Below are 25,967 nucleotides of genomic sequence, written 5' to 3' on the forward strand. Positions count from 1 at the left end.
TTTACAGCTTGGCGATGGATACCTCGGTCGACTTGACCAGGGCGACCACCTCGCTGCCGACACCGAGCTCGAGCTGGTCGACCGAGCGCGTGGTGATCACCGAGGTGACGATGCCCCAGGGGGTTTCGACGTCGATTTCGGACACCACGTCGCCGCGGATGATTTCCTTGACCTTGCCGCGGAACTGGTTGCGGACATTGATGGCTTGGATGGACATAAAGGTTCTCCTGGAACTGGGTTAAAGAATCGTTGAATAAGTAAAGCTCAGACCGCCCAGCGCACACCGTGCACCGGCGTGTTGGGCCATAGCGGTTCGCTGGGCGAGATCGCCTCGCCGGGCTGTTGCAGCACGCGGTCCAGGATCTTTTTCTCGATCTGGCCGAACAGCGGCTCGCTGCGTTCGCGCGGGCGGGCGATGCGCACGCGTTCGTCGAGCGCGATGCGGCCGTCCTCGATCAGGATCACGCGGTCGGCCAGCGCCACGGCCTCCTGCACGTCGTGCGTGACCAGCAAGGCGGTAAAGCCGTTGCGCTGCCACAGGCCTTCTATGAGCTGGTGCATCTCTATGCGGGTCAGCGCGTCCAGTGCGCCCAGCGGTTCGTCGAGCAACAAAAGGCGCGGGTTGTGCACCAGGGCCCGGGCCAGCGAGACGCGCTGGCGCTGGCCGCCCGACAGGCGCGCCGGCCAGTCGGGCTGGCGGTCGGCCAGGCCGACCTGGGCCAGCACGTCGGCGGCGGCCGCATGGCCGCCGGGCGGCAGGCCCAAGGCCACGTTGTCGATCACGCGGCGCCAGGGCAGCAGGCGCGAATCCTGGAACATGATGCGGGTGTCTTCGCGCAAGCCGCTGACGTCCTGGCCGTCCAGGCGTATGCTGCCTTGCGTGGCGGCCTCCAGCCCGGCCACCAGGCGCAGCAGGGTGGATTTGCCGCAGCCGCTGCGGCCCACGATGGCGACAAACTCGCCGGGTTCGATCACGAGTTCGGTGTGCTGCAGCACCTGGCGTTTGCCGTAGCGTTTGGAGAGCCCGCGGATTTCCAGGCGCACGCCGCGCTCCTGTGATGAAAGCGGCGCTTGCGGCGGCAGCGTGTCAGCTCCGGCATCGCGCCCAAGTTCCGCCGCGAGCCAGGTTTGCGAAGATTCAAAAGAGATATGGGGATGCAGCATGGTGTTTCCTCGTGCCCATTCAGGCCGCCGCACTCTGGTAACCGGGATGCCAGCGCAGCCAGTAGCGCTCCAGCCCGCGCGCGAACACATCGGCCAGCTTGCCCAGCAAGGCATACAGCAGGATGCCGACCAGCACCACATCGGTCTGCAAAAACTCTCGGGCGTTCATGGTCAGGTAGCCAATGCCGGCCTGGGCTGAAATGGTTTCGGCCACGATCAAAATTACCCACATCAGGCCCAGCGAAAACCGCAAGCCCACCAGGATGGACGAAAGCGCGCCGGGCAGGATGACCTCTCGGTAGAGCTGCCAGCGCGTGAGGCCGTAGGTGCGGCCCATCTCGACCAGCCCCGGGTCCACATTGCGTATGCCGTGGAAGGTGTTGATGTAGATCGGGAAGAAAACCGACACCGCGATCAGGAACAGCTTGGCGGTTTCATCGATGCCGAACCACAAAATCACCAGTGGAATCAGCGCCAGCGCCGGGATGTTCCGCACCATCTGTATGGTTGAATCCAGCAGGGTTTCAAAAAACTTGACCGAGCCGGTCAGCAGGCCCAAGGCCAGGCCCAGACCGCCGCCCACGGCCAGGCCCGCGAGCGCCCTGCCCGCGCTGACCTTCACATGGGTCCACAGCTCGCCCGAGGCCGACAGCGTCCAGGTGGCCTTGATGACTTCCGAGGGCGCCGGCAGCACGCGGGTAGACAACCAGCCCAGTGAAGAGGCAATTTGCCAGAGCGCGATCAAGCCCACAGGCACCACCCAGGGCAGCAGGCGCTGGCCGAGGTCGCGCAGCACGGCGGCAATTTGCAGGCGCGGCAATGAGAAGCCCGGGGCCAGCGGCAAGAAGCCCAGGCCGGGAGCATCCACGGTGTCGGGCACCGGGGTCACCTGGAGTTCACGAACAGAGTCTGTCATGGCTGTGCTCCGGGTTCAGCTTTGCGAGACGCGCGGCAGGTAGTCATTGGCCACGACCTCACCAAAAGGCCCGTTCAACACCTGGCCAGGCAGCTTCTGGCGCAGCCTGCGCGGCAGCAGCGGGAAGACCAGTTCGGCGAAGCGGTAAGCCTCCTCCAGGTGCGGATAGCCCGAGAGCACAAAGGTGTCCAGGCCCAGGGCCGCGTATTCCTCTATGCGCGCGGCCACCGTCTTGGGGTCGCCCACCAGTGCCGTGCCGGCGCCGCCGCGCACCAGGCCCACACCGGCCCAGAGATTGGGGCTGATTTCGAGCTCCGCCCTGGTTCGCTTGCCACCGCCCGCATGCAGCGCAGCCATGCGGCGCTGGCCTTCGGAATCCATGCGTGAGAAGGCTGCCTGGGCGCGGCCCACGGTGTCGTCGTCGAGCCGGCTGATCAGGCTTTCGGCGGCGCGCCAGGCCTCGTCCTCGGTCTCGCGCACGATGACGTGCAGGCGTATGCCGAACTTGACCTTGCGGCCCAGCCTCTCGGCGCGGGCCCGCACGTCGGCGACTTTTTTGGAGACTTCGGCGGGCGGCTCGCCCCAGGTCAGGTAGGTGTCGACCTGCTCGGCGGCCAGCGCATGGGCCGGCGCCGAGGAGCCGCCGAAATACACGGGCGGATGCGGTTTTTGCACCGGCGGGTACAGCAGCTTGGCGCCTTTGACGCTCAGGTGCTGGCCCTGGAAATCAAAACTTTCACCGGCGTGGCTGCGCGCCAGGATCTCGCGCCAGATGCGTATGAATTCGGCCGACTGTTCATAGCGCTGCGTGTGGTCCAGGTAGACGCCGTCGCCTTCGAGCTCGGCCTGGTCGCCGCCTGTGACCAGGTTGATCAGCAGGCGCCCGCCCGAGAGCCGGTCAAAGGTGGCGGCCATGCGCGCGGCCAGGCTGGGCTGGTGCAGGCCGGGCCGCACCGCCACCAGGAACTTGAGGTTTTTGGTGACAGGCAGCAGGCTGGCGGCCACCACCCAGGGGTCTTCGCAGGAGCGGCCGGTGGGAATCAGCACACCTTCATAACCCAGGGTGTCGGCGGCCGTGGCGACCTGCTTCAAATAGTCATGGTTGACCTCGCGCGCGCCTTCGCCCGTGCCCAGGTAGCGGCTGTCGCCGTGGGTGGGAATAAACCAGAAAACCTGCATAAAAACTCCTTGAATACTGAGTGCTTGGCGTTGCGCTTATTTGCGCGCGACCTGGGTGGCTTCGGGCCGCCATACGATGTCGGCCACCTTGACCGCGCGCGGAATCAGGCCCAGCCGCAAAAAGGCATCGGCCACACGCTGCTGGTCCGCGATGGCGGCAGCATTGAGCGGGCCGACGGGCGACACGGGACGGCGCTGGATAAACAGGCTCACCACGCCAGCGTCCAGGCCGCTGAAATCGGACACCAGCTTGATGGCCTCGGACCGGTTGCTTTGCACCAGCGCATCGGCACGGCTCAATTCCTCAAACAGCGCCGCCAGGGTCTGCCCATGCTGGCTGGCAAAGGGGCGCGAGGCCAGGTAAAAGGAGTTGTTGCTCGACAGCTCACGCCCCGTGGCCAGCACGCGCGGCTTGATGGCGAGTTCGATCGCGGCGTAAAACGGGTCCCAGATGGCCCAGGCGTCCACGCTTTTGCGCTCGAAAGCGGCGCGCGCGTCGGCGGGTGCCAGGTAGATGGGCTGGATGTCGTCCCATTTCAGGCCGGCCTTGTCGACCGCGCGCACCAGCAGGTAGTGGGCGCTGGAGCCTTTTTGCAGTGCGATCTTTTTGCCCTTGAGGCCGGCCAGGTTGCGGATCGGCGAGTCACCCAGCACCAGGACGGCCGAGCTGTCGGGCTTGGGCGGCTCGACGCCGACGTAGACCAACTCCTTGCCGGCGGCCTGGGCGAACACGGGCGGCGAATCGCCGGTCAGGCCGAACTCCAGGCTGCCCACCGACAGCGCTTCCAGCAGCTGCGGCCCGGCCGGGAATTCGGCCCAGGTGATTCTGGTGTTGGGAAAGCGTTTTTCGAGCACGCTTTTCTGCTTGAGGATGACCAGGTTGACGGCGGATTTCTGGTAGCCGATGCGCAGCTGCTCGGGGGCTTTTTCCGCCTTGGCGGCAGACTGTGCTTTTACGCCCTGCAGGCCCAGGCCCCACAGCGAAGCCGTGGTGGCGACGATCTTCAGGAAGCGGCGGCGCAGTTGTAGCGGTGTGAGGGTGTTCATGGTGCGGTCTCCTTGTGTCAGGGAGCCGGTTTGTAAGCGGCTTCGCTGACGGCAATGGCCTTGGGAATCAGCTTGAGCTCGAAGAAGGTGTCAGCCAGTTTTTGCTGGTCGGCGATCACGCTGGCGGGCACGGGCTGGACCTTGAACTCGTAGCGCTTGAGGCTGAGCTCGACCACGTCGACCGGCAGGCCTTGCAGCGGCGCGATCAGCTCGGCGGCCTTTTTGAGGTTGGCCTTGAGCCAGGCGCCGCGTTCCACCGAGTCGTCAAACAGGGCCTGGATGACCTTGGGGTTCCTGGCGACAAAGCCGCGCTCGGCCAGGTAGTACTGGTAGTTGTTGACCACGCCCTTGCCGTCAGCCAGCACGCGCGCACCTATGGCTTTTTCGGCCGCGGCGGTAAACGGGTCCCAGATCACCCAGGCGTCCACACTTTTGCTTTCAAAGGCGGCGCGCGCATCGGCCGGCGGCAGGTAGACGGGCTGGATGTCGCTGAGCTTGAGATGGTTTTTCTCGAGCAGCTTGACCAGCAGGTAGTGCACATTGCTGCCCTTGTTGAGGGCGACCTTCTTGCCCTTGAGTTCGGCCACGGATTTGATGGCCGAATCCTTGGGCACCAGGATGGCTTCGGCCTCGGGCGCGGCCGGGTCGTAGCCTATGTAGGCAAATTTGGCACCGGCGGCCTGGGCGAAGATGGGAGGCGCCTCGCCGACATAACCCACGTCGACCGAGCCCAGGTTCAGGCCTTCGAGCAGTTGCGGACCGGCCGGGAACTCCACCCATTTGACCGTGGCGTTCAAGGGCAACAAACGCTTTTCAAGCGTGCCCTGGGCTTTCTGCAGCACAAACAGGCTGGCGGCTTTCTGGTAGCCGATACGCAGCTCGACCTTGTCCTGTGCGTGCGCCACGGGCAGCGTCAGCAGGGTGATGACGCCCGCGATCAGGGCAGCCAGCAGCAGGCTCAAACTGAAGTCGAGCCAGATGCGCGCCCTGGAGGGTTGTGGGGAAGTGCCGGGCGTGCCGGCGGCGGTGGTGCTCATGGTGATGTCCTTGTCAAAAGTCTTCCGGGTGCGCGGCCGCAGGAGGCAAAGCTCCGCCCGGCCGCCTGCCTGGCGGTTTTAAAGTGGCGTCGTGGGAATTCGGGGCGACGGCTGAACGATCAGCCGGCGCGCCCCGGCGCGGCGTCAGACGCTACATCGCACCCGGGAAAAATGCACCGGCTCAAAACCGGCCGTGGCCGGCTGGCGAAAGCTTTCGGCCAGCAGGGTCAGCACCGCGTCGTCCAGCCGCACGGCGATGTCGGGGCCGACCTCGTAGCGCTTGTCGGCCGACTGCGGCACCTGTGAATCGGTGGCGTAAACACCGGGCAGGATGTGGCGCGCGGCCAGCGCCTGCAGCACCGGGCGCAGCGCATAGTCCAGCGCCAGCATGTGGTGCGGGCTACCGCCCGTGGCCAGCGGCAGCACGGTTTTTTCTTTCAGCGCGGTCTGCGGCAGCACATCGAGCAGCACCTTGAGCAAGCCGCTGTAGGCCGCCTTGTAAACCGGCGTGGCCACGACGACAGCGCGCGCCCTGGCGATCTGCGCTATGGCTTTGACGATGGCCGGATGGCCCCATTCGGCCAGCAGCAGCGCCTGGGCCGGCAGCTCGCGGATATTGAGCCTGTCCACCACCAGCCCGCCGCGCAGGGCCAGCCTGTGGCTGACCGAGTCGAGCAGCGCTGAGGAGCGCGACTGCTCGGAGGGGCTGCCGGCGATCAGCAGGACGGATTGTTGCGCGGACATTGTTGAAAGTTTTCCCTGATGTGCCTGTGTGGCCAAGCGTGGTGTGACAGCTCTTCAATTCCAGTGCCGGCGCGGAACCGGCTCAGCCGGGCCGCAGCGGGCGCCCCCTGGGGGGAGGCGGCCGGAGGCCGCCTCGGGGGTTACTTTCTTGTATAAATCTGGTCGAAGGAGCCGCCGTCGGCGAAGTGCTCCTTGTCGGCCTTGGTCCAGCCGCCAAAAGCCTGGTCTATGGTGAACAGGTTCAGCTTGGGGAACTGCTTGGCGTACTTGGCAATGGCTTTTTGCGAGACGGCCGGGCGGTAGAAGTTCTTGCCGGCAATGTCCTGGCCTTCTTCGGAGTAGAGGTACTTCAGGTATTCCTCGGCCACGGCGCGTGTGCCCTTTTTGTCCACGTTCTTGTCGACCACGGCGACGGCCGGTTCGGCCAGGATGCTCAGCGAGGGCGCGACCACGTCGAACTTGGCGCCGAATTCTCTTTCCAGCAGGTAAGCCTCGTTTTCCCAGGCGATCAGCACGTCGCCCTGGGCACGCTGGGCAAAGGTGATGGTGGAGCCGCGGGCGCCGGTATCCAGCACCGAGACGTTGCCATAGAGCTTGGCGACAAACTCCTTGGCCTTGGCGTCGCTGCCGTATTTGCGCTTGGCGAATTCCCAGGCCGCCAGGTAATTCCAGCGGGCGCCGCCCGAGGTCTTGGGGTTGGGCGTGATCACATTGATGCCGGGCTTGACGAGGTCATCCCAGTCCTTGATGCCCTTGGGATTGCCCTGGCGCACAGCCAGCACGATGGTGGAGGTATAGGGCGAGGAGTTGTGCGGCAGCTTTTTCTGCCAGTCGGCCGACAGCCAGCCGCCGTTTTTCACCAGTGCGTCGGTGTCGCCGGCCAGGGCCAGCGTGGCGACGTCGGCGTCCAGGCCGTCAATGATGGAGCGCGCCTGCTTGCCCGAGCCGCCGTGCGACTGCTTGATGGTCACGTCCTGGCCGGTCTTGGCCTTCCAGTATTTGATGAAGGCGGCGTTGTACTCGACGTAAAGCTCGCGCGTCGGGTCGTAGGACACATTGAGCAGCGTGACGGGCGGCTTGGGCGGCTGCTGGGCCTGGGCCGTCAGCAGTGACCCTGCCAGCGTCAAACCCAAACCCAGGGCGGCGGCCGTGCGGATGGAAACATTGATAAAGTTGCGGCGTGAAGTCATGGTTGCTCTCTTTTCCAGAAAATGCGTGTAAATGCAGACAAAATGGATTCTGGAAGCAGCCTTAGAAAACCGGAACGAATAAAAACTCAGTTCTTTATTCTGTATTTATCCTTGGACTCCCTTTTGGGCCCTCGGATCACCCTTTTAGATCCCCCCGATACACGAAAGAACCCTCGCCATGGCACGCCTCGTCAAATGCATCAAGCTCGGTAAAGAAGCCGAAGGCCTGGACTTCCCCCCCTACCCCGGCGCCCTGGGCAAACGCATCTGGGAAGAAGTCAGCAAGGAAGCCTGGGCGGACTGGATGAAGCAGCAGACCATGCTGGTCAATGAAAACCGGCTGAACCTGGCCGACGCCCGCGCCCGCCAGTACCTGGCGCGCCAGATGGAGAAACACTTCTTCGGCGAGGGCGCCGACGCGGTGCAAGGCTACGTGCCTCCCACCCCCTGATACGGCGGCATGCCCGAACGCATTGAGTGGCTGGACGACGGCACGGCCGGCGGAAGCCCCTTCAGCCCGCGTTTCGGCGACCGCTACCGCAGCGAACTGGGTGGCCTGGACCAGGCCAAAGAAGTCTTTCTCAAGGGCTGCGGCCTGCCTGCGGCCTGGGCCGGCCAGCCGCAATGGACGGTGCTGGAGACCGGTTTCGGCCTGGGCCTGAACTTTCTTGTGACCTGGGCCGCCTGGAAGGCCGACCCGGACCGCCCCCGCCTGCTGCATTTCGTCTCGACCGAGGCCTTCCCGGCCAGCGCGGCCGACGTGCTGCGCAGCGCCCAGACCCATCCTGAACTGGTCCCCTTGGCCGAGCAGTTGCAGGCCCAGCTTTGGGGCCTGCTGCCGGGCTTTCACCGCCTGGTGTTTGAAGGCGGCCGGGTCTTGCTGACGCTGTGCATAGGCGATGCCAAAGCCATGCTGCGCGAGCAATCTTTCGAGGCCGATTCGGTCTACCTGGACGGCTTCAGCCCGCAGCGCAACCCTGACATCTGGGATGTGCACACCTTCAAGGCGGTGGCGCGCTGCTGCCGGCGCGGCACACGGGTGGCGACCTGGACCATCGCGCGCAGCGTGCGCGATGCGCTGGCCCAATCCGGCTTTGTCGTCAAAAAAGTGCCGGGCATACCGCCCAAGCGCGACAACCTGCAGGGCGAGTTCAACCCGGCCTGGGAACCCAAAAAAGCCCAGCCGCCGCCGGCGCGCCGCGCCCCGGGCAGCTGTGTGGTGGTGGGCGCGGGCCTGGCCGGCGCGGCCGTGGCAGCCAGCCTGGCGCGCCGCGGCTGGCAGGTCACGGTGCTGGACGCGGCCGAAGAACCGGCCGCCGGTGCCTCCGGCCTGCCGGCCGGTTTGCTGGCGCCGCATGTCTCGCCCGACGACAACCCGCTCTCGCGCCTGTCGCGCCACGGTATACGCGCCACGCTGCAGCAGGCCGAAACTCTGCTGCAAGCCGGCGACTGGGGTCGCACCGGCGTGCTGGAACACACGGTGGAACACCCGCGCAAACGGCCCGAGGCCTGGCAGGCGGACTGGGCAGACGCGGCGGGCGACTGGAGCCGCCCGGCCGAGGCCGCCCAGCTCGCGGACTGCGGCCTGCCGCCGGATGCGCCCGCGCTGTGGCATGCACGCGCCGGCTGGATACGGCCGGCTGGCCTGGTCGATGCCTGGCTGGCCACGCCGGGCGTGTTATCGCAGGGCCGGTCGGCGGTGGCCCGGCTGAGCCATGCCTCCGGCCAGTGGCAGCTTTGGGATGCGCAGGGCCGGGAGCTGGCGCGTGCCGAACTCGTGGTGCTCGCGGCTGGGTATGCGAGCCGCGCGCTGGCCGCTGGCGCCGAGACAGAAAATACCAGCGAGCTCGCGCTGCAGGCCATACGCGGCCAGGTCAGCTGGGGCCGGCATGAGCCCGGCACGGCCGGCGCCCTGCCCGCTTTCCCGGTGAACGGCCACGGCAGCCTGGCGCCCGCCGTGCCCCTGGCCGGCGAGGCCGGCGGCCTGGCCTGGGTCATGGGTTCGAGCTTTGAACGAGACAACCCCGAGGCCGAAATACGCCCCGAGGACGACCGCCACAACTTCAGCCGGCTGCAAAGCCTGCTGCCCGAAACGGCACGCGCGCTGGCCGCGCAGTTCGAGGCCGGGAATGTTCAAAGCTGGGCCGGCGTGCGCTGCGCGACGCCCAGCCGCCTGCCCATGCTGGGGCCGCTGGCGGCCGGCTTGTGGGTTTGCTGCGGCATGGGTTCGCGTGGGCTGAGTTTTGCCGCGCTGAGCGGGGAGTTACTGGCGGCCCGGCTGCACGCCGAACCGCTGCCGCTGGAGCAGCGCCTGGCCGATGCGCTGGCGCCGCAACGCGCACCAGCCGCCTGAAGCTCAGCTCAGGCTGCGCAGCAGGTACTTGAGTTTTCCGGGATGCAGGGGTTTGCGCAGGCTGCCCCGCGCGCCGGCAAACCAGCCGCGCACCGCGTCCAGCGGGGTCAGCTTGCTGCCGGTCAGGATCAGGAATTCGACGGGCGGGCGCGAGGCCTCGACGCGTTTGACCATCTCCCAGCCATCGATGTCGGGCAGGTCCATGTCGAGGATCACGAGTTTGTAAAGCCGTGTGTCCATGAGCTTGAGCGCTTCGGCGCCGCTGGCGGCCTCGTCCACGACCAGCCGGCCGGCCATGGCCAGGCGGGCGCGCAGGTAGAGGCGCGCATCGCGGTCGGCGTCCACCACCAGCACCTGGGCCTGCTGGGCTTCGGCTGCGGGTTCTTCCAGCGGCGCGGGCGCGGTGGGGGCTTGGGAATCAAAGTCGAGGTCCAGGTCCAGCACGGCGCCTGACTCGGACAGCAGGTCCAGGTCGAGTTCGGCTTCCGCCGGCTTGCCGGCGGCTTGGGGGTGCTCGGCCTCCAGCAAGGCGTCCATGCCTTCAATCACGGCCGCCCATTGCAGCGGGCGCTTGATCGCGAGGCGGGCCCGGGACGGCGCGTTGTCGCCTATCCAGACCAGGTTGAGATCGTCATGGGCGGGGTTGGCCAGCTCGATCGCGGCCTCCCAGCTGTCGCCGTCTATCAGGGCCAGCTCGGCTTCTTCGGGTGCGGCCGCGGTCCACAGCGCGTAGGCCGTGGGCCGTGTTTCGGACAGGCGAAACACCGTGTTCAGGGCGTGACGTTCCACGTCATCAAACCCGAACACTTTTACAAATATCCGCTTGACAGCCTCACCACCCGTATTCGTCATGTGGGCCCGATTATGCGGGGATTCGGCAGGCCTTTCTCCATGAAATTGGCGCTCGTTGCCAAAAGGTCACTTCATGGCCGCAGACGGTCGGCGGGCCTTGACATAGTCGTCCGGCGGCAGATAGGCCTTGCCGTCGGCATAGCGCCATTGCACCATGGTGCCCTTGTTGCCGCGCAGGTCCAGTTTGCCCACATAGGCGCCCATGGTGGACTGGTGGTCGATGGCGCGGAACTCGGCCGGGCCGAAGGGAGTGGAGAACTTCAGGCCGCGCAGCGCCACGACCAGCTTCTCGCTGTCGGTGGAGTTGGCCTTCTTGATGGCGGCGAAAATCGCCTGCATGGTGGAATAACCCACGACCGAGCCGACCTTGGGGTATTCGTTGAAGCGGCGGTAGTAGTTGGCGGCGAAGCTGGCGTGCTCGCGCGAGTCGATCTGGTCCCAGGGGTAGCCGGTCACGATCCAGCCCCTGGGCGTTTCGTCCTTGAGCACATCCAGGTACTCGGGCTCACCCGACAGCAGCGACACCACGGGTACCCTGGGGAAGATGCCGCGCTGGTTGCCCTCGCGCACCAGCTTGGCCAGGTCGGCGCCGAAGGTCACGTTGAAGATGGCGTCGGGCTTGCTCTGCATGGTGGCCTGCAGCGTGGTGCCGGCGTCCAGCTTGCCGAGCGCCGGCCACTGCTCGCCGACGAACTCCACATCGGGACGCCTGGCCTTGAGCAGTTCCTTGAAGGCCGCCACGGCGCTGGTGCCGTATTCATAATTGGGCGCGATCACGGCCCAGCGCTTGGCCGGCAGTTTGGCGGCCTCCTCGACCAGCATGGCGGCCTGCATATAAGTGCCGGGGCGCAGGCGGAAGGTGTAACGGTTGCCCTTGTCCCAGATCAGCGCGTCGGTCAGCGGCTCGCTGGCGATAAACACCTTTTTGTTCTTCTGGGCATGGTCGGCCAGCGCCAGCCCGACGTTGGACAGGAAACCGCCGGCCAGCACGTCGACCTTTTCCTTGGACGTCAGCTCGATCGCATGGCGCAAGGCCTCTTCGGGCTTGCCGGCATCGTCGCGGGCGATGACCTCGACCTTGCGGCCCAGCAGGCCGCCGGTGACGTTGATTTCTTCCACGGCGAGCTGCCAGCCCTGGCGGTAGGGCTGTGTGAACTGGGGGATGGTCGAATAGCTGTTGATTTCGCCGATCTTGACGGGCGTTTTCGAGCCGCCCTGCGCCAGCGCCAGGCCGGCCGCCGACGCCAGAAACAAACCGCCCAGCAGGGCGGATTTTGCAAATTTCACGGTTTTCTCCAAAAGTAAGCGATTCGTTCCATCGAGCCGGCGCACGGGGGGGGCAGCCGGCCGGGAAAAGCAGGGACTGTACCAGTGCATTGTGGACGTGGGATGCCCGGATGCTCGGTTGTGGATTTTCTTTAAGCAGACAGCGGCCTGAATCGCCCGGAAATCCGCATATTTGCTCGCGAATAAGCTTATCCAGATAACGGCAGAACAAATGTGTAGTTTGTTTTTATAAGCTGCACACTTACATTTTCCGGCATGCATGAATTTGCCTTTGTATTTGCCGGCTTTGCCGTGGGTTTGGTGGTGGGCCTGACCGGCGTGGGCGGCGGCTCGCTGATGACGCCGCTGCTGATCTTCTTTTTCGGCATCAAACCGCACCTGGCCATAGGCACCGACCTGCTGTTTGCCGCCTTCACCAAGATGGGCGGCACCGTGAGCCTGGCGCGCGCCCGCGCGGTCGACTGGAAAATCGTCGGCCAGACGGCCGCCGGCAGTATCCCGGCCTCGCTGGCCACGCTCTATATGCTGCAGCGCCTGGGCCCCGCCAATCCGGCGACCCAGGCCATCATGACCACCACCCTGGGCCTGGCGCTGCTGCTGACGGCAGGCGCCACCTTCTACAAGGTGCTGCGCGGAAAAGCCGCCCCCACCAGCATCGCCCCCGAAGCCATCGTCCAGGCCACGCGCGCGCGCCACTGGTCGCTGCCGCTGCTGTTCGGCGCGGTCATAGGCACCCTGGTCACCCTGACGTCCGTGGGCGCGGGCGCCATTGGCGTGATCGTGCTGATGCTGCTCTACCCCACCCTGCCGCTGCCGCGCATCGTGGCGGCCGACATCGCCCATGCCGTGCCGCTGACCCTGGTGGCGGGCCTGGGCCATGCCTCCATCGGTTCGGTCGACTGGTCGCTGCTGATCAAGCTGCTGGCCGGCTCCCTGCCCGGCATCTGGCTGGGCTCGCACCTGGTGCACAAGACGCCGGACCGTGTGATCCGCTCGCTGCTCTCGGTGCTGCTGGCCTATGCCGGCGTGAAACTGATCTCGATCTGAACGGCTCCAGGCCGCTCTCTTTATAAAAAAATCCCACGTTTGAATCCCGACAGCCATGTACCAATACACAGAATTTGACCGCGAGTTTGTCCAAGCCCGCGCCAACCAGTACCGCGACCAGCTAAGCCGCTGGCAGGCCGGCAAGCTGCCGGAAGACGAATTTCGCCCGCTGCGCCTGCAAAACGGCTGGTATGTGCAGCGCTATGCGCCCATGCTGCGTGTGGCCGTGCCCTACGGCGAGCTGTCGAGCGCGCAGGTGCGCGTGCTGGCGAAGATCGCCCGCGAATACGACCAGCCCAATGCGGCGCTGTTCAACGACGCCCAGGCCAAACAGGACAAGCTGGGCCCCGTCAACCTCAAGAGCGGCCTGTCGGTCAGCTCCAAGCTGACGACCGGCTATGCCCACTTCACGACGCGCCAGAACGTGCAGTACAACTGGATTCCGCTGGACAAATCGGCCGACGTGATGGACCTGCTGGCCAGCGTCAACATGCACGGCATCCAGACCAGCGGCAACTGCATACGCAACATCACCAGCGACGAGCGCGCCGGCATCGCCGTCGACGAGATCGCCGACCCGCGGCCCTTCGGCGAGATCCTGCGCCAGTGGAGCACGCTGCACCCCGAATTCGCCTTCCTGCCGCGCAAGTTCAAGATCGCCATCAGCGGCGCCCGCGAAGACCGCGCCGCCACGGCCTGGCACGACGTGGGCCTGCACCTGGTGCGCAACGCCGAAGGCGAGTTGGGCTTCAAGGTGCTGGTGGGCGGCGGCATGGGCCGCACGCCTGTCATAGGCACGGTGATACGCGAGTTCCTGCCCTGGAACCAGATCATGAATTACCTGGAAGCCGTGGTGCGCGTGTACAACCGCTACGGCCGCCGCGACAACATCTACAAGGCCCGCATCAAGATCCTGGTGAAGGCCGAAGGCCAGCGTTACATCGACGAGGTCGAAGCCGAGTACAAGCAGATCCTCGAGCACGACGGCGCGCCGCACACCATCCCCCAGGAAGAACTGGACCGCGTGACGGCCTCCTTCGTGCCGCCGACGCTCAACTGCGACCGCAAGAGCGCCGACGTGAAGATCGCCAACATCCTGCGCGCCGCCGCCGAGGACGACATCGAGTTCGGCCGCTGGCTGCAGCGCAACGTGGCGCCGCACCAGAACCCCGACCTGCGCGCCGTGACCCTGTCCTTCAAGCGCCTGGGCCAGGCCCCGGGCGACGCGACGGCCGACCAGCTCGACATCGCCGCCGACCTGGCCGACCAGTTCAGCGCCGGCGAGGTGCGCGTCACGCACGACCAGAACCTGCTGCTGCCCTGGGTGCGCTGCGACGAGCTGCCCGAACTCTGGCGCGCCGCCCGCAAGGCCGGTTTTGCCAAGCCCAACGTCCGCCTGCTGACCGACATGATCGCCTGCCCCGGCGGCGACTTCTGCTCGCTGGCCAATGCGCGCTCCATCCCCATCGCCGAGGCCATCACCGAGCGCTACCAGGACATGGACGAGCTGCACGACCTGGGCGAGATCGACCTGCACATCAGCGGCTGCATCAACTCCTGCGGCCACCACCACAGCGGCCACATCGGAATCCTGGGCGTGGACAAGGACGGCCTGGAGTGGTACCAGGTCTCGCTGGGCGGCTCCGACGGCTCCGCGCTGAGCGGCGCCTCGGTGCCCGGCAAGGTGGTGGGCCCCTCGTTCACCGGCGCCGAAGTTCCCGAAGTGATTGAAGCGGTGCTGGACACCTACCGCCAGCTGCGCGAAGACGGTGAAACCTTTATCGCGACCCTGCGCCGCATCGGCATGGAGCCCTACAAGGCCGCCGCCAAGGCCGCGCGCTTTGCCCCCAACACCGTCGCGCACTGAAAGGAATGACGATGAAACTGCTGCCTTTCAACGAACACAGCGGCACCGAACAAGCCGGTGTCCTGGCCATCGCGAACGACGCCGATCCCTTCGAGGTTTCGCTGGCCGGCGTTGCGCGCATAGACCTGCACTTCCCGAAATTCACCGACGGCCGCGCCTACAGCCAGGCCTTTTTGCTGCGCCGCCGCCGTGAATTCAAGGGCGAGATCCGCGCCACCGGCGACGTGCTGGTGGACCAGCTGGCGCAGATGGAGCGCAGCGGCTTTGACACCGCGGTGCTGCGCGCCGACCAGGACATGGCCATCGCCCAGCGCGTGCTGGCCAGCTACCCCGGCTACAGCGCAGGCCGCTACCAGGGCGACGCGGTGCACATTGCCCCCCACTTCAAGGAAGCGGCTGCCGCCTGAACACCATGAGTCTCGACCTTGCAAAAATCAATGCGGAACTCGGCCACAACGCGCAGGGCCTGGTGGGCTGGGCCGTGGGACTGGGCCGGCCCGCCATCGTCACCACCAATTTCCGCCCCTTCGAGGCGGTGATACTGCACATGGTGACGCGCGCCAATCCCCGCGTTCCCGTGGTCTGGATGGACAACGGCTACAACACCGAGGCCACCTACCGCTTCGCCGACGAAGTGACCCGTCTGCTCAAGCTGGACCTGCATATTTACCTGCCGCGCCGCTCCCGCGCGCATCGCGAGGCCGTGGAAGGCCCGACCCCGGCGCTGGACGATCCGCGTCACGCGGCCTTTACTGAAGAGGTGAAACTCGAGCCCTTTGCCCGCGCCCTGCGTGAAACCGCCCCCCAGGTCTGGTTCACGGCCCTGCGCGCCACCGACACCGCGGTGCGCGCCCAGATGGACCCGGTCAGCGTCAACCCCGACGGCCTGATCAAGGTTGCGCCGCTGCTGCACTGGTCTTCCAAGGACCTTTACCAGTACTGCGAAATCAACGGCCTGCCCAACAACTTCGACTATGTGGACCCCACCAAGGGCGAAGACAACCGCGAGTGCGGCCTGCACCTTGCGCACTGACAGCCCCTTCCCGATGCCCCCCATGCCCCACCCCGCAGACCTATGAACGCCCGCACACCCTCCCATCTGCTGCCAGCCGACCCGGCGACCTCCATCGCGCGGCTGTCAAACTCCCACCTCGATGCGCTGGAAGAAGAAACCATCTTCATCCTGCGCGAAGTGGCCGCGGCTTTCGAGCGCCCGGCCCTGCTGTTTTCGGGCGGCAAGGACTCGCTGGTGATGCTCAAGTGCGCCGAAAAGGCCTTTGGCGTGGGCCGCATCCCCTACCCGCTCTTGATGATTGACACCGGCCACAACTTCCATGAAGTGACCGATTTCCGCGATTTCCGCGCCAAGGAACTGGGCGCCGAGCTGATCGTGCGCAATGTCGAGGACTCGATGAAACGCGGCACCGTGCGCCTGGCCCATCCGGGCGAGTCGCGCAATGTGCACCAGTCGGTCACGCTGCTGGAGGCGATCGACGAATTCCGCTTTGACGCGCTGATAGGCGGCGCACGCCGCGACGAGGAAAAGGCCCGCGCCAAGGAGCGCATTTTTTCCCACCGCGACAGCTTCGGCCAGTGGCAGCCCAAGGCGCAGCGCCCCGAGCTCTGGACGCTGTTCAACACCCGGCTGCAGCCCGGCGAGCATTTCCGCGTGTTCCCGATCTCCAACTGGACCGAGCTCGACGTGTGGCAGTACATCGAACGCGAAAAAATCGCGTTACCCTCGCTGTACTACGCGCACCAGCGCAAGGTGGTCGAGCGCAAGGGCCTCTTGGTGCCGGTGACCGAGCTGACCCCCGCGCGCGACGGCGAACAGGTGGTGGAAAAAACCGTGCGTTTTCGCACTGTGGGCGACATCACCTGCACCTGCCCGGTGGACAGCCCGGCCGCCACGGCCGCCGAGATCGTGATTGAAACACTGGCCGCCGACGTGAGCGAGCGCGGCGCCACGCGCATGGACGACAAGACCTCCGACGCCTCCATGGAAAAGCGCAAGAAAGACGGGTATTTCTGATGAGCACGACTGATTTGACCGCCGGCGACGTGAAACTCGCGCCCCCCGGCCAGAACGACCTCAAGCCGGCGCTGAAATTCATCACCTGCGGCTCGGTCGACGACGGCAAAAGCACCTTGATAGGCCGCCTGCTGGTGGACAGCCGCGCGGTGCTGCAGGACCACCTGGCCGGCGTGCAGCGCGGCGGCGAGACCGACCTGGCCCTGCTGACTGACGGCCTGTCGGCCGAGCGCGAGCAAGGCATCACCATCGACGTGGCCTACCGCTACTTCGCCACCGAAAGCCGCAAGTTCATCATTGGCGACGCGCCCGGCCATGAGCAGTACACCCGCAACATGGTGACGGCCGCCTCCAGCGCCGACGCCGCGGTGGTGCTGGTCGACGCCACCAAGCTGCACTGGAAAAACCCCTCGCTGGAGCTGCTGCAGCAAACCCGCCGCCATTCGCTGCTGGTCAACCTGCTGCGCGTGCCCTCCATCGTGTTCGCGGTGAACAAGCTGGACGCCGTGGAAGACCCGGCACTGGCCTTCAAAAACATAACCGCCGCCCTGGCGGCCTTCGCCAAGGCCGCGCGCATCCCGGTCAAGGCAACCGTGCCGGTGTCGGCCCTCAAGGGCTACAACGTGGTCGACGCCAAGCCCGGCTGGTGCGGTTATGAAGGCCTGTCGCTGCTGCAGCTGCTGGAACACCTGCCCGTCACGGCCGCCGAAAGCACCGAAGCCTTTTCGTTTCCGGTGCAATGGGTCGAAAAATTCTCGTCCTCGTCGGACACCTCGCAGGGCCGCCGCGTTTTCTGGGGCCGTGTCGCCACCGGCGGCGTGCAGCCTGGCCAGAGCGTGACCATCCTTCCCAGCGGCAAGACGGCGGTGGTGGCCCAGGTGCTGGACCACACGCGCCAGCCCAAGACCATACTGGCCGGCCACAGCGCGGGCATCGTGCTGGACCACGAAGTCGACGTGTCGCGCGGCGACTGGCTGCTGGCCGTGGACAGCTTCGAGCCCTCGCGCGAAATCTCGGCCACCGTGGCCTGGATGGACGACGAGCCGCTGGTCGCGGGCCGCGTCTACTGGACGCTGCATGGCCACCGCTGGGTCAAGGCCAAGGTCAAGCGCATCGTGCACAAGCTCGACGTAAACACCCTGGCCGAGGAAGACGCCGGCGAGCTGCCACCCAACGCCATCGGCCACATCGAGCTGAGCCTGCAGGAGCCGCTGGCCACCCTGCCCTATGCGCGTTCGCGCATCCTGGGCTCGCTGGTGCTGGTGGACACGGCCTCGCACAGAACCTCGGGCGCGGCGCTGGTCCTTTGAGCCGGCCTTCACGCGAAGCAGCCCGCGCTTCGCGTTCTTTGATAACCCTGTTGGCGGAAACCTCTTAAAATCGAGGGTTTCCACCGACTAGCCTAGAAAAAACATGACCCACATCGTCTCCGAATCCTGCATCCGCTGCAAATACACCGACTGTGTGGATGTCTGCCCCGTGGACTGCTTCCGCGAAGGCCCCAACATGCTGGTGATCGATCCGGACGAGTGCATTGACTGCGCCGTCTGCATCCCCGAATGCCCCGTGAACGCCATCTACGCCGAGGAAGACGTGCCGGCGGACCAGATCGCCTTCATCAAGCTCAATGTGGAATTGAGCCGCGCCGAGGGCTGGAAAAGCATTACCAAGCGCAAGGACGCCCTGCCCGACGCCGAGGAATGGAAAGACAAGACGGGCAAACTGTCCGAATTGATCCGCTAAGCCGACCCGGGGCCGCCGGCCCCAGGCCCTTGCCGGGCCCCGCCATGCGCCTTGCCGGGCGCCCCAGGAACCATGGAACCCCAACTGAACCAAGAAGTGATCAACACCGCAGCCGAGCACGACGGCCCCATCGAAACCGATGCGGTGATCGTGGGCGCCGGGCCCGTGGGACTGTTCCAGGTGTTCGAGCTGGGCCTGTTGGAGATCAAGGCGCATGTGATCGACTCGCTGGCCTACCCCGGCGGCCAGTGCATAGAGCTCTACCCCGACAAGCCGATTTACGACATTCCCGCCGTGCCCATGTGCACCGGCAAGGAACTGACCGATAACCTGCTCAAGCAGATCGAGCCTTTCGGTGCGACCTTTCATTTCGGCCAGGAAGTCAGTACGGTCGAACGGCAGCAGGACGGCCGCTTTTTTGTCGAGACCTCCAAGGGCACGCGCTTCCTGACCAAAACCATCTTTATCGCGGCGGGGGTAGGCGCCTTCCAGCCCAAGCTGCTGCGCGTCGACGGCCTGGAGCAGTTTGACGGCAGCCAGCTGTTCTACCGTGTCAAGAACCCGCCCGACTTTGCCGGCAAAAACCTGGTGATCGTGGGCGGCGGCGACTCCGCGCTGGACTGGGCGCTGAATTTCGCGGCCGAGGGCCCGAACAAGGCCGAGAGCGTGATCCTGGTCCACCGGCGCGACGGCTTCCAGGCCGCGCCCGCCAGCGTGGCCAAAATGCGTGAACTCTGCGACGCCTACGAGATGCAGTTCATCGTGGGCCAGGTCACGGGCTACGAAGAAAAGCAAGGCCGGCTCACCGGCGCCAAGGTCACCGGCTCCGACGGCATCACGCGCGTGGTGCCGCTGGACCTGCTGCTGGTGTTCTTCGGCCTGTCGCCCAAGCTGGGGCCGATCGCCGACTGGGGCCTGGACATCGAACGCAAACAGCTCAAGGTGGATACAGAGAAGTTCTCCACCAACATTCCGGGCATCTTCGCGGTGGGCGACATCAACACCTACCCTGGCAAGAAAAAGCTGATCCTCAGCGGCTTCCACGAGTGCGCGCTGGCGGCCTTTGGTGCGGCGCCCTTCATCTTCCCGGATAAAAAAATCCACCTGCAATACACCACGACCAGCCCGAAACTGCACAAGGTGCTGGGCGTCGAGTCGCCGGTGTTCGACGACTGAGCCGGGACAGCCCCTGTGCCCTCCAAGAGCCCGCCATGCGCGGGCTTTTTGCTGCGGCCCGAATCAAGCCCGAATCCATCCTACAATTTGCGCTGTGCCCGCAAGGGCGCTTTCGCTGGGGGTGTTGCCGCGGTTCGTGATTGCGAACGGCGGCGGCTGAGAAAGTCCCTTTGAACCTGATTTGAGGTAATCCTCGCGCAGGGAAGCATGTTCCGGATGTCCGCAGCGCTTGCGGGCTTCAAGCAGGCCGACCTGGCATTGAAGATCGGAACTGCTGATGACCACGCCCTCGACCTCCGCCACCGGCAACACCGCGCTCACGCCACTGCCTACAGGCGAGCGCCTGTTCGGCTGGAACGACCATGCCGCGCTCTGGCTCAGCCTGGGCGTGGGCCTGCTGGTCATGCAGATAGGCGCCTACCTGGTGCCGGCCCTGGGAACACAAACAGCGCTGGCGGTGATCGTCTGCGGCTCCATCCTGGGTGCGGGCCTGCTGGCCTGGACCGCCAAGATCGGCTGCGACAGCGGGCTTTCGAGCGCCGGGCTGATGCATGCGACCTACGGCAGCAGCTTCGCGCGCCTGCCGGTGCTGCTCAACATCGTGCAACTGATAGGCTGGACCACCTTCGAGTTGGTGGTGATGCGCGACGGCACCATCGCCATCGCGCGCCAGTCCGGCAGCTTTGCGGGCGCCGTGTGGCCCCTGCTGGCCACCCTGCTCTGGGGCGCGGTGCTGCTGGCGCTGCTGTCGGGCTCCATGGTCAGGCTGGTGCGCAAATTCATAGGCCGCTGGGGGCTGCCGCTGGTCATCGCCTCGCTGCTGTGGCTGAGCTGGCAGTTCCTGGCCAAGGCCAACAGCCAGGGCCTGGCCGCGCTGTGGAGCCGCCCCGGCGAGGGCGGCATGGGCACGCTGTCGGCGCTAGACCTGGTGATCGCGATGCCGGTTTCCTGGCTGCCGCTGGTGGCCGATTTCGCGCGCCATGGGCGCGACGGCAACAGCGCCCTGCGCGGCACCTGGCTGGGTTATGCGATTGCCAACATCTGGTGCTACGCGCTGGGCGTGCTGGTGGCCGTCACGACGCCCAGCACCGACCTGGTCGCCGCGCTGCTGCTGGCGCAGGGCGGGCTGCTCGCGCTGGGGCTGATCCTGATCGACGAAGTCGACAACGCTTACGGCGACCTGTACTCGGGCTCGGTGGCCGGCCACAGCCTGAAGCCGGCTTGGAGCGTGCGCCGCTGGGGCGTGGGCCTGGCCCTGCTGTGCACCGCGCTGGCGCTGGTGCTGCCCATGCACAGCCTGGAGCCGTTTTTGCTGATGCTCAGTTCGGTGTTTGTGCCCTTGTACGGCGTGATCCTGGCTCGGCTGGCCGGCACGCCCCATATCGCCTCGCTGGTGGCCGTACGCAAGGTAAACCCCAGCGCCGTCGCGATCTGGCTGCTGGGCATTGCCTGCTACCACCTGTGCGCCAAGCTGGCGCCCGACTGGGGCGCCGCGCTGCCGACGCTGGTGCTGACCTTTACCCTGGCGCGGCTCACGCGCGCCGGCTCTTCCGACTCCTCCGGCGCTTCCGGCGCTAGCGCAGCGGCTTGAGCCGCATCGCGAGGGGTGCGTGGCTGTGGTTCAGCGGCCCGCTGCCCTCGCCTGTGCGCACCCGGGCACCGGCCTGCAGCGCCGCGCGCACATAGGCGCGCGCCAGCTGCACGGCCCCCAGCAGGGGTTGGCCCAGGGCCAGGTGGGCGGCGATTGCAGATGACAGCGTGCAGCCGGTGCCGTGGGTGTTGGGGCTGGGAATACGCGGCCCGCGCATCCAGTGCAGCTCGCCGCTTTGGGTGGCCAGCAGGTCGCTCACCACATCGCCGGGCAAATGCCCGCCCTTGAGCAGCACGGCGCGCGCGCCTTGGGCCAGCAGTTCCTGCGCCGCCGCCTGCATGGCTTCTTCATCGGCCAGCGGCCGGCCGACCAGCAGCGCCGCTTCATCGAGGTTGGGCGTGACGACCATCGCGCGCGGAAACAGCTCACGCACCAGCATCGCGATGGCCGGATTGTCGATCAGCACCGCGCCGCTGGTGGCGACCATGACCGGGTCCAGCACCACGTTCGGCAGCGCGTGGCGGTCTATGGCTTCAGCCACGGTCTGCACGATGTCGGGCGCGTGCAGCATGCCTATCTTCACCGCGTCCGCGCCTATGTCTTCGATGACGGCGTCGATCTGCTCGCCCAGCATCTGCGGCGGCACGCCGTGGATGGCGCGCACCCCGCGCGTGTTCTGCGCCGTCAGGGCGGTGATGGCCGTCATGCCGTAGCAGCCCAGCGCGGCGAAGGTTTTAAGGTCAGCCTGGATGCCGGCCCCGCCGCCGCTGTCGGAACCCGCGATGCTCAGGACGCGGGGATATTCATGGTCAAAGAGAGTGTCAGTCATTGGCTTATCCGTGGTTCTGGGGCATGGTCGCACAGCGACCTCAGCGCGGCCGCCGCCGCGCGCGCGTCGTCGGCGGCGCACAGCGCGCTCACCACGGCCAGGCCGTCGGCACCCGCGCGCAGCACCTCGCGTGCGTTGCCGGCATGGATGCCGCCTATGACCACCAGCGGCAGGCGGGTGGCGGCCCGTACAACGGCCAGCCCTTCCAGGCCCCAGGGGTCTTTGGTATCGGTTTTGGTGGGGGTCGAAAACACCGGGCTCACGCCCAGGTAATCGACCGGCAGCGCCGCGCTTTGCCGCACGTCGTCCATGGACTCGACCGACCAGCCTATGAACACGCTGGGCGGCAGCAGCTTGCGCGCCTCGTCGGCCGGCAGGTCGTTCTGCCCCAGGTGCACGCCGTCAGCGCCGCAAGCCAGGGCAATGTCGATGCGGTCGTTGATGACCAGCGGTATGCCTTGGGGTGCGAGCAGTGCTTTCAGGATCAGGGCCTGGGCCAGGAATTCGCGCGTGCCCAGCTGCTTTTCGCGCAGTTGCACGCAGCTGACCCCGCCTTGCACGGCCTCGGCCACCACGTCGGCCAGGGGCCGGCCGCGCATCAGCGCCTGGTCGGTCACCAGGTAAAGCCGCAGGACTTCTGGGTTTAGCCGCGCCATGCCCTCGTCCCTCAATCGTTCGCCACGTCCAGCTTCAGGCGGGCAGTGAAGGTGGCCTTGTCCAGTAATTGCAGTTCATCGAGCAGTTGCACGGCCATGCTGCCCACGCCCAGGCCGCGCGCCTGGGTTTTTTCCGCCGCCACTTCGCCGGCAAGGCCCAGGAAGGCCATCGCCGCCGTGGTGGCGCGCCAGGCATCCGGCTGCACCGCGCAAAACGCGCCAATAAGGGCTGTGGCTGAGCAGCCGACACCGGTGATGCGGGTCATCCAGGGATGGCCGTTGGAAAGCCGGGCCCAGCGGCGGCCGGCATCCAGGACATGGTCGGTCTCGCCGCTCACGCAGACCACGCCCTCGGTGCGGGCGGCCAATGCCCGCGCGGCATCCAGCGCATCGCCGGCCGCGGCCCCGCTGTCGACGCCGCGCGTTTTCACGGCGGTGCCGGCCATGCTCATGATTTCAGAGCCGTTGCCGCGAACCACCGTGGGCGCGGCGACGGCCAGGAGGGCCTCCAGCGCGGCGTTGCGGTAAGGCGTGGCGCCCGCGCCGACCGGGTCGAGCACGCAGGGAATCCCGCGCGCCGAGGCGGCCGCCAAGGCCAGCTTCATGCTCTCGACCCAGTAGGGGTCCAGCGTGCCGATGTTCAGCACCAGCGCCTGGGCGATGCCAGCCATGTCGCGCACCTCTTCATGGGCATGCGCCATGACGGGCGAGGCGCCCGCGGCCAGCAGTACATTGGCGTTGAAATTGATCACCACCAAGTTGGTGATGCAGTGCACCAGCGGCGAATGCTCGCGAACCGACGCGAGGTCGGACCAGAGATCTGCAACAGAAAGATGGGAAGCCATGTGCGCTTGCTCTGATAACGATGCTGACGGGCGGCGCAATGCCGAGGATGGCTTCGGCCCGCGCCAAGGTTGCGGGGCCGTGTCAGGCAATTATCACGGATGCCGCCTCGCCGCAGGATAAGCCGCGCCTAATTCACGCTACAAGGTTTCCAGCTTCAGTTTTTTTGCCGGCACAGAAGCCCCCGCCCCTAAAACCGGCACGAGGCGCCTAGAATGATTTTCGGCACGCCCTGCGTTATGCTTTTCGAAATCAATTCCGAAAAGCCATCCCGGCAGGAACATCTCACTCCAAAGCCCAAACCCATGAGCCAAACCCCAATTCACGAATTTCATAATCAGGAACTTCTGGAGGTCATCCCCTGGGGATCCAAAAAATTGATTGAGGTGGGTTGCAGTTCCGGCGCCCTGGCAAGAGAGTTCAAGAAAATAGCGCCGGGCTGCCACTATTTCGGGGTAGAGATAGACCCTGATTACGCCAAGTTGGCGGACCGCTACTGCAACGAAACCCTGGTCATGGACATCGAGAATGCCGACGACGCATTCTGGAGCAAGCACGCGGACAGGGATTGCTGGATCTTCGGCGACTGCCTTGAGCACCTGAGAAATCCCTGGAATATCCTGCGCAAAGTACGCGCGGCCATGCCGCCGGGGGCCAGCATCGCAGCCTGCATTCCGAACGCGCAGCATTGGTCCCTCCAGGCCCGGTTAAGCATGGGGGATTTCCGCTACGAGGAAAGCGGCTTGCTGGACAAAACCCATTTGCGGTTTTTCACTAGGCAAACCATCCTGGAAATGTTTAATGACACGGGATTCACGGTCACGGAATTCATCCCCAGAATTATTTTTCCCGAACCCGCGAGGGATCAATTCCTTCCAGCCATCGAACAGCTTGCGAGGTTGGCAGGCGCGGATCCGAAAACCGCGGCGGAGGATGCGATACCCATTCAGTATGTTGTCAGGGCCGAGCCCCGATAACGCTCAGGCCTGCCTCGCCAAATCCATAAAGGGTTAAAACCAGACCTTCAACATCTGGGCATGGCTTACATAGGGAAAATCCACCTGTTCGGTCATGCCGTCGCTTGCCTCTTTTGGCAAACGATCTTTGTATTTTTCCCGGAATCTGCTCGCGTAGGTTTTATAGACACCCTCAAAATCTCCGACAGTTGATTTATGGGCAATCAGGATGTCCTTGCATACCGCCACTTCAAAGCCGCGCAAAAAAGCCGCGTAAGTGAAGTCCGTGTCATACCCGTGAAAACCATCAAAAGTTTCCTCATCGAATCTCACTGAATCGACGACACGGCGATTGGCAGCGATAAAAAATCCGTCTAGTGCCTGTATGCCCTTGATCTGCGTCAGCTCTGCCCCGCCCCATACCGAAACATGAAAAAGATCACTGGGCCAGGTGTTGGCGGCCGGATAGGCGAGCACGCCATGGACATAAGGGTCACCGCTGCTCATCCACTTGCTATCCTTGAGCCGGCTCGTACCGGCGCACCCTATGACATCGAAGGTTTGCAAATGCGTGCGAAGCAAGCTGGAAAAACTCGGCGAAATGATCTCTATGTCGTCATGGCAAAAAACCAGAATATCGCCCCGGCTTTTCTCGATGCCTCTGTTGTACCCCTCGCACAGCGATTTGGCATCATGTATGCCAATGACTTCGTACGGTGAATCACCGAAACGCTCTCTTAAGTTGCCGCACACCAGCTCATACTTGACCGGATCAATGCTGCAGATGATGACGGATACCAACGAGTCCTTTTTCTCCGCTTCATTGGCACCAACACCAGGGTCGACCAGATTCTGAGGAATTTCCGCAAAACGCGCGGCAGTACGGTAAATCAGCCCCGTAAGCAAGAGCACCGCGAAAATGAGCGCAGCCGGCAGATACTTCTGCCACAGCAAACATGAGACCAGTGCGATAGCGCAGCACGCCCAAAAAATTCTAAAAATGATTCTGCGGATTACCCAGCTGCGGGCTGGAGGATTTGTTTGGAAAGACTGCATATTGGCGTAGGTTATCACCGGCCAGGAGTTGGCTTTCCGCATGGAACACCGCGTCGCGCGACCATGCCTAAAGGCACGATCAACGTGACTTGCAAGCCCAACCCTTTTGGCGAAACTAAAATGCTATCAATAAAATAGCAAAGCACACTCTCGCTACGAGGGTCTGTATGCCCCAACGCAAAGAAGTCACCTGATAAATAACTGGGGCTTAAAAAGTTCAAAAATTGACGCTATAATTTAAGGCTTCATTCCTCAATAGCTCAGTTGGTAGAGCGCCGGACTGTTAATCCGTAGGTCCCTGGTTCGAGCCCAGGTTGAGGAGCCAGTGAATTTCCGAAATGGGCACCCTTGCGGTGCCCATTTCTTTTTCCGCGGTACAAATCCGCACGCTCGGCGCGCACA

The 25,967-nt window shown here is 65.0% G+C and carries 26 protein-coding genes, 1 tRNA gene and 1 riboswitch; of the genes, 13 read left to right on the forward strand and 14 right to left on the reverse strand.

Annotated features, from left to right (window positions below):
• Position 1 precedes the first annotated feature (1 nt).
• The 8 genes from BLQ85_RS02745 to BLQ85_RS02780 all read right to left on the reverse strand — a co-directional run bounded on the left by BLQ85_RS02745 (position 2) and on the right by BLQ85_RS02780 (position 7,277).
• On the reverse strand, positions 2–217 hold the full coding sequence (locus tag BLQ85_RS02745) for a TOBE domain-containing protein (RefSeq protein ID WP_074574586.1): 216 nt from the start codon (positions 215–217) through the stop codon (positions 2–4).
• A gap of 47 nt (positions 218–264) precedes the next feature.
• The gene (locus tag BLQ85_RS02750; RefSeq protein WP_083336707.1) at positions 265–1,164 is read right to left on the reverse strand and encodes an ATP-binding cassette domain-containing protein; all 900 of its coding nucleotides are present in this window, start codon (positions 1,162–1,164) and stop codon (positions 265–267) included.
• Between the two features lie 19 nt (positions 1,165–1,183).
• Positions 1,184–2,080: an aliphatic sulfonate ABC transporter permease SsuC gene (ssuC, locus tag BLQ85_RS02755; RefSeq protein ID WP_074574589.1), complete on the reverse strand. Its 897-nt coding sequence runs from the start codon at positions 2,078–2,080 to the stop codon at positions 1,184–1,186.
• A 15-nt stretch (positions 2,081–2,095) separates the two neighbouring features.
• Positions 2,096–3,259, reverse strand: a complete 1,164-nt coding sequence (gene ssuD / locus BLQ85_RS02760; protein ID WP_074574591.1) for an FMNH2-dependent alkanesulfonate monooxygenase — start codon at positions 3,257–3,259, stop codon at positions 2,096–2,098.
• A gap of 36 nt (positions 3,260–3,295) precedes the next feature.
• On the reverse strand, positions 3,296–4,306 hold the full coding sequence (locus BLQ85_RS02765; protein WP_074574593.1) for a sulfonate ABC transporter substrate-binding protein: 1,011 nt from the start codon (positions 4,304–4,306) through the stop codon (positions 3,296–3,298).
• Between the two features lie 17 nt (positions 4,307–4,323).
• Positions 4,324–5,343 carry a sulfonate ABC transporter substrate-binding protein gene (locus tag BLQ85_RS02770; protein ID WP_083336708.1) on the reverse strand — a complete coding sequence of 340 codons (1,020 nt, stop codon included), beginning with the start codon at positions 5,341–5,343 and terminating at the stop codon, positions 4,324–4,326.
• A gap of 144 nt (positions 5,344–5,487) precedes the next feature.
• Complete coding sequence (gene ssuE / locus BLQ85_RS02775; RefSeq protein ID WP_074574595.1) at positions 5,488–6,087, reverse strand: NADPH-dependent FMN reductase; 600 nt, start codon at positions 6,085–6,087, stop codon at positions 5,488–5,490.
• Between the two features lie 140 nt (positions 6,088–6,227).
• Complete coding sequence (locus BLQ85_RS02780; protein WP_139200867.1) at positions 6,228–7,277, reverse strand: sulfate ABC transporter substrate-binding protein; 1,050 nt, start codon at positions 7,275–7,277, stop codon at positions 6,228–6,230.
• A gap of 178 nt (positions 7,278–7,455) precedes the next feature.
• Here BLQ85_RS02780 and BLQ85_RS02785 point away from each other — a divergent pair, with 178 nt between their 5' ends.
• Positions 7,456–7,728 (forward strand): oxidative damage protection protein, encoded by a 273-nt coding sequence (locus BLQ85_RS02785; RefSeq protein WP_074574597.1) that lies wholly within the window; start codon positions 7,456–7,458, stop codon positions 7,726–7,728.
• Positions 7,729–7,737: 9 nt separating this feature from the next.
• A complete protein-coding gene (mnmC, locus tag BLQ85_RS02790) occupies positions 7,738–9,630 on the forward strand; it encodes a bifunctional tRNA (5-methylaminomethyl-2-thiouridine)(34)-methyltransferase MnmC2/FAD-dependent 5-carboxymethylaminomethyl-2-thiouridine(34) oxidoreductase MnmC1 (protein WP_074574599.1) in 1,893 nt (630 codons plus the stop codon).
• Positions 9,631–9,633: 3 nt separating this feature from the next.
• Here mnmC and BLQ85_RS02795 read toward each other — a convergent pair whose 3' ends face one another.
• Together BLQ85_RS02795 and BLQ85_RS02800 are read right to left on the reverse strand one after the other, a co-directional pair.
• The gene (locus tag BLQ85_RS02795) at positions 9,634–10,419 is read right to left on the reverse strand and encodes a response regulator transcription factor (protein ID WP_254779665.1); all 786 of its coding nucleotides are present in this window, start codon (positions 10,417–10,419) and stop codon (positions 9,634–9,636) included.
• 129 nt (positions 10,420–10,548) lie between these two features.
• Entirely contained in the window at positions 10,549–11,769 is a 1,221-nt protein-coding gene (locus tag BLQ85_RS02800; protein WP_074575130.1) for an ABC transporter substrate-binding protein, read from the reverse strand.
• Between the two features lie 255 nt (positions 11,770–12,024).
• Here BLQ85_RS02800 and BLQ85_RS02805 point away from each other — a divergent pair, with 255 nt between their 5' ends.
• From BLQ85_RS02805 to BLQ85_RS02845, 9 genes are all read left to right on the forward strand, one after another.
• A complete protein-coding gene (locus BLQ85_RS02805) occupies positions 12,025–12,816 on the forward strand; it encodes a sulfite exporter TauE/SafE family protein (RefSeq protein ID WP_074574603.1) in 792 nt (263 codons plus the stop codon).
• 55 nt (positions 12,817–12,871) lie between these two features.
• Positions 12,872–14,683, forward strand: a complete 1,812-nt coding sequence (locus BLQ85_RS02810; RefSeq protein ID WP_074574605.1) for a nitrite/sulfite reductase — start codon at positions 12,872–12,874, stop codon at positions 14,681–14,683.
• A gap of 11 nt (positions 14,684–14,694) precedes the next feature.
• Positions 14,695–15,090 carry a DUF934 domain-containing protein gene (locus BLQ85_RS02815; RefSeq protein ID WP_074575131.1) on the forward strand — a complete coding sequence of 132 codons (396 nt, stop codon included), beginning with the start codon at positions 14,695–14,697 and terminating at the stop codon, positions 15,088–15,090.
• Positions 15,091–15,095: 5 nt separating this feature from the next.
• A complete protein-coding gene (locus BLQ85_RS02820) occupies positions 15,096–15,716 on the forward strand; it encodes a phosphoadenosine phosphosulfate reductase domain-containing protein (RefSeq protein WP_007869726.1) in 621 nt (206 codons plus the stop codon).
• Between the two features lie 42 nt (positions 15,717–15,758).
• Positions 15,759–16,715, forward strand: a complete 957-nt coding sequence (gene cysD, locus BLQ85_RS02825; protein ID WP_074574607.1) for a sulfate adenylyltransferase subunit CysD — start codon at positions 15,759–15,761, stop codon at positions 16,713–16,715.
• Complete coding sequence (locus BLQ85_RS02830; RefSeq protein WP_074574610.1) at positions 16,715–18,025, forward strand: sulfate adenylyltransferase subunit 1; 1,311 nt, start codon at positions 16,715–16,717, stop codon at positions 18,023–18,025. The genes cysD and BLQ85_RS02830 overlap by 1 nt, the downstream gene beginning before the upstream one ends.
• 103 nt (positions 18,026–18,128) lie before the next feature.
• Positions 18,129–18,458, forward strand: a complete 330-nt coding sequence (gene fdxA / locus BLQ85_RS02835) for a ferredoxin FdxA (RefSeq protein WP_007869720.1) — start codon at positions 18,129–18,131, stop codon at positions 18,456–18,458.
• 72 nt (positions 18,459–18,530) lie between these two features.
• Positions 18,531–19,634, forward strand: coding sequence for an NAD(P)/FAD-dependent oxidoreductase (locus tag BLQ85_RS02840; protein WP_074574612.1), 1,104 nt, complete (start codon positions 18,531–18,533; stop codon positions 19,632–19,634).
• Between the two features lie 107 nt (positions 19,635–19,741).
• Positions 19,742–19,855: riboswitch (TPP riboswitch) on the forward strand.
• Positions 19,856–19,911: 56 nt separating this feature from the next.
• A complete protein-coding gene (locus BLQ85_RS02845; protein WP_074574614.1) occupies positions 19,912–21,225 on the forward strand; it encodes a purine-cytosine permease family protein in 1,314 nt (437 codons plus the stop codon).
• Here BLQ85_RS02845 and thiD read toward each other — a convergent pair.
• Genes thiD through thiM form a run of 3 tightly spaced genes read right to left on the reverse strand, consistent with a single transcriptional unit; the run spans position 21,209 to position 23,555 of the window.
• Positions 21,209–22,054 (reverse strand): bifunctional hydroxymethylpyrimidine kinase/phosphomethylpyrimidine kinase, encoded by an 846-nt coding sequence (thiD, locus tag BLQ85_RS02850; protein WP_074574616.1) that lies wholly within the window; start codon positions 22,052–22,054, stop codon positions 21,209–21,211. The two genes, BLQ85_RS02845 and thiD, sit on opposite strands and share 17 nt — an antisense overlap.
• A complete protein-coding gene (gene thiE / locus BLQ85_RS02855) occupies positions 22,051–22,710 on the reverse strand; it encodes a thiamine phosphate synthase (protein WP_074574619.1) in 660 nt (219 codons plus the stop codon). Before thiE ends, thiD begins: the two co-directional genes overlap by 4 nt.
• Before the next feature lie 11 nt (positions 22,711–22,721).
• Positions 22,722–23,555 carry a hydroxyethylthiazole kinase gene (gene thiM, locus BLQ85_RS02860; RefSeq protein WP_074574621.1) on the reverse strand — a complete coding sequence of 278 codons (834 nt, stop codon included), beginning with the start codon at positions 23,553–23,555 and terminating at the stop codon, positions 22,722–22,724.
• Between the two features lie 213 nt (positions 23,556–23,768).
• Between thiM and BLQ85_RS02865 the strand changes: the two genes are divergently transcribed.
• Positions 23,769–24,530, forward strand: a complete 762-nt coding sequence (locus BLQ85_RS02865; protein ID WP_083336709.1) for a class I SAM-dependent methyltransferase — start codon at positions 23,769–23,771, stop codon at positions 24,528–24,530.
• Positions 24,531–24,563: 33 nt separating this feature from the next.
• On the opposite strand, the gene BLQ85_RS02870 is transcribed toward BLQ85_RS02865, so the two are convergent.
• Positions 24,564–25,607 carry a glycosyltransferase gene (locus tag BLQ85_RS02870; protein ID WP_083336710.1) on the reverse strand — a complete coding sequence of 348 codons (1,044 nt, stop codon included), beginning with the start codon at positions 25,605–25,607 and terminating at the stop codon, positions 24,564–24,566.
• Positions 25,608–25,814: 207 nt separating this feature from the next.
• Between BLQ85_RS02870 and BLQ85_RS02875 the strand changes: the two genes are divergently transcribed.
• Positions 25,815–25,890 (forward strand) — tRNA-Asn (locus tag BLQ85_RS02875).
• The last annotated feature ends 77 nt before the right edge of the window (positions 25,891–25,967 follow it).

The sequence above is a fragment of the Polaromonas sp. JS666 genome, assembly GCF_900103405.1.
Classification (GTDB): Bacteria; Pseudomonadota; Gammaproteobacteria; order Burkholderiales; family Burkholderiaceae_C; genus Polaromonas.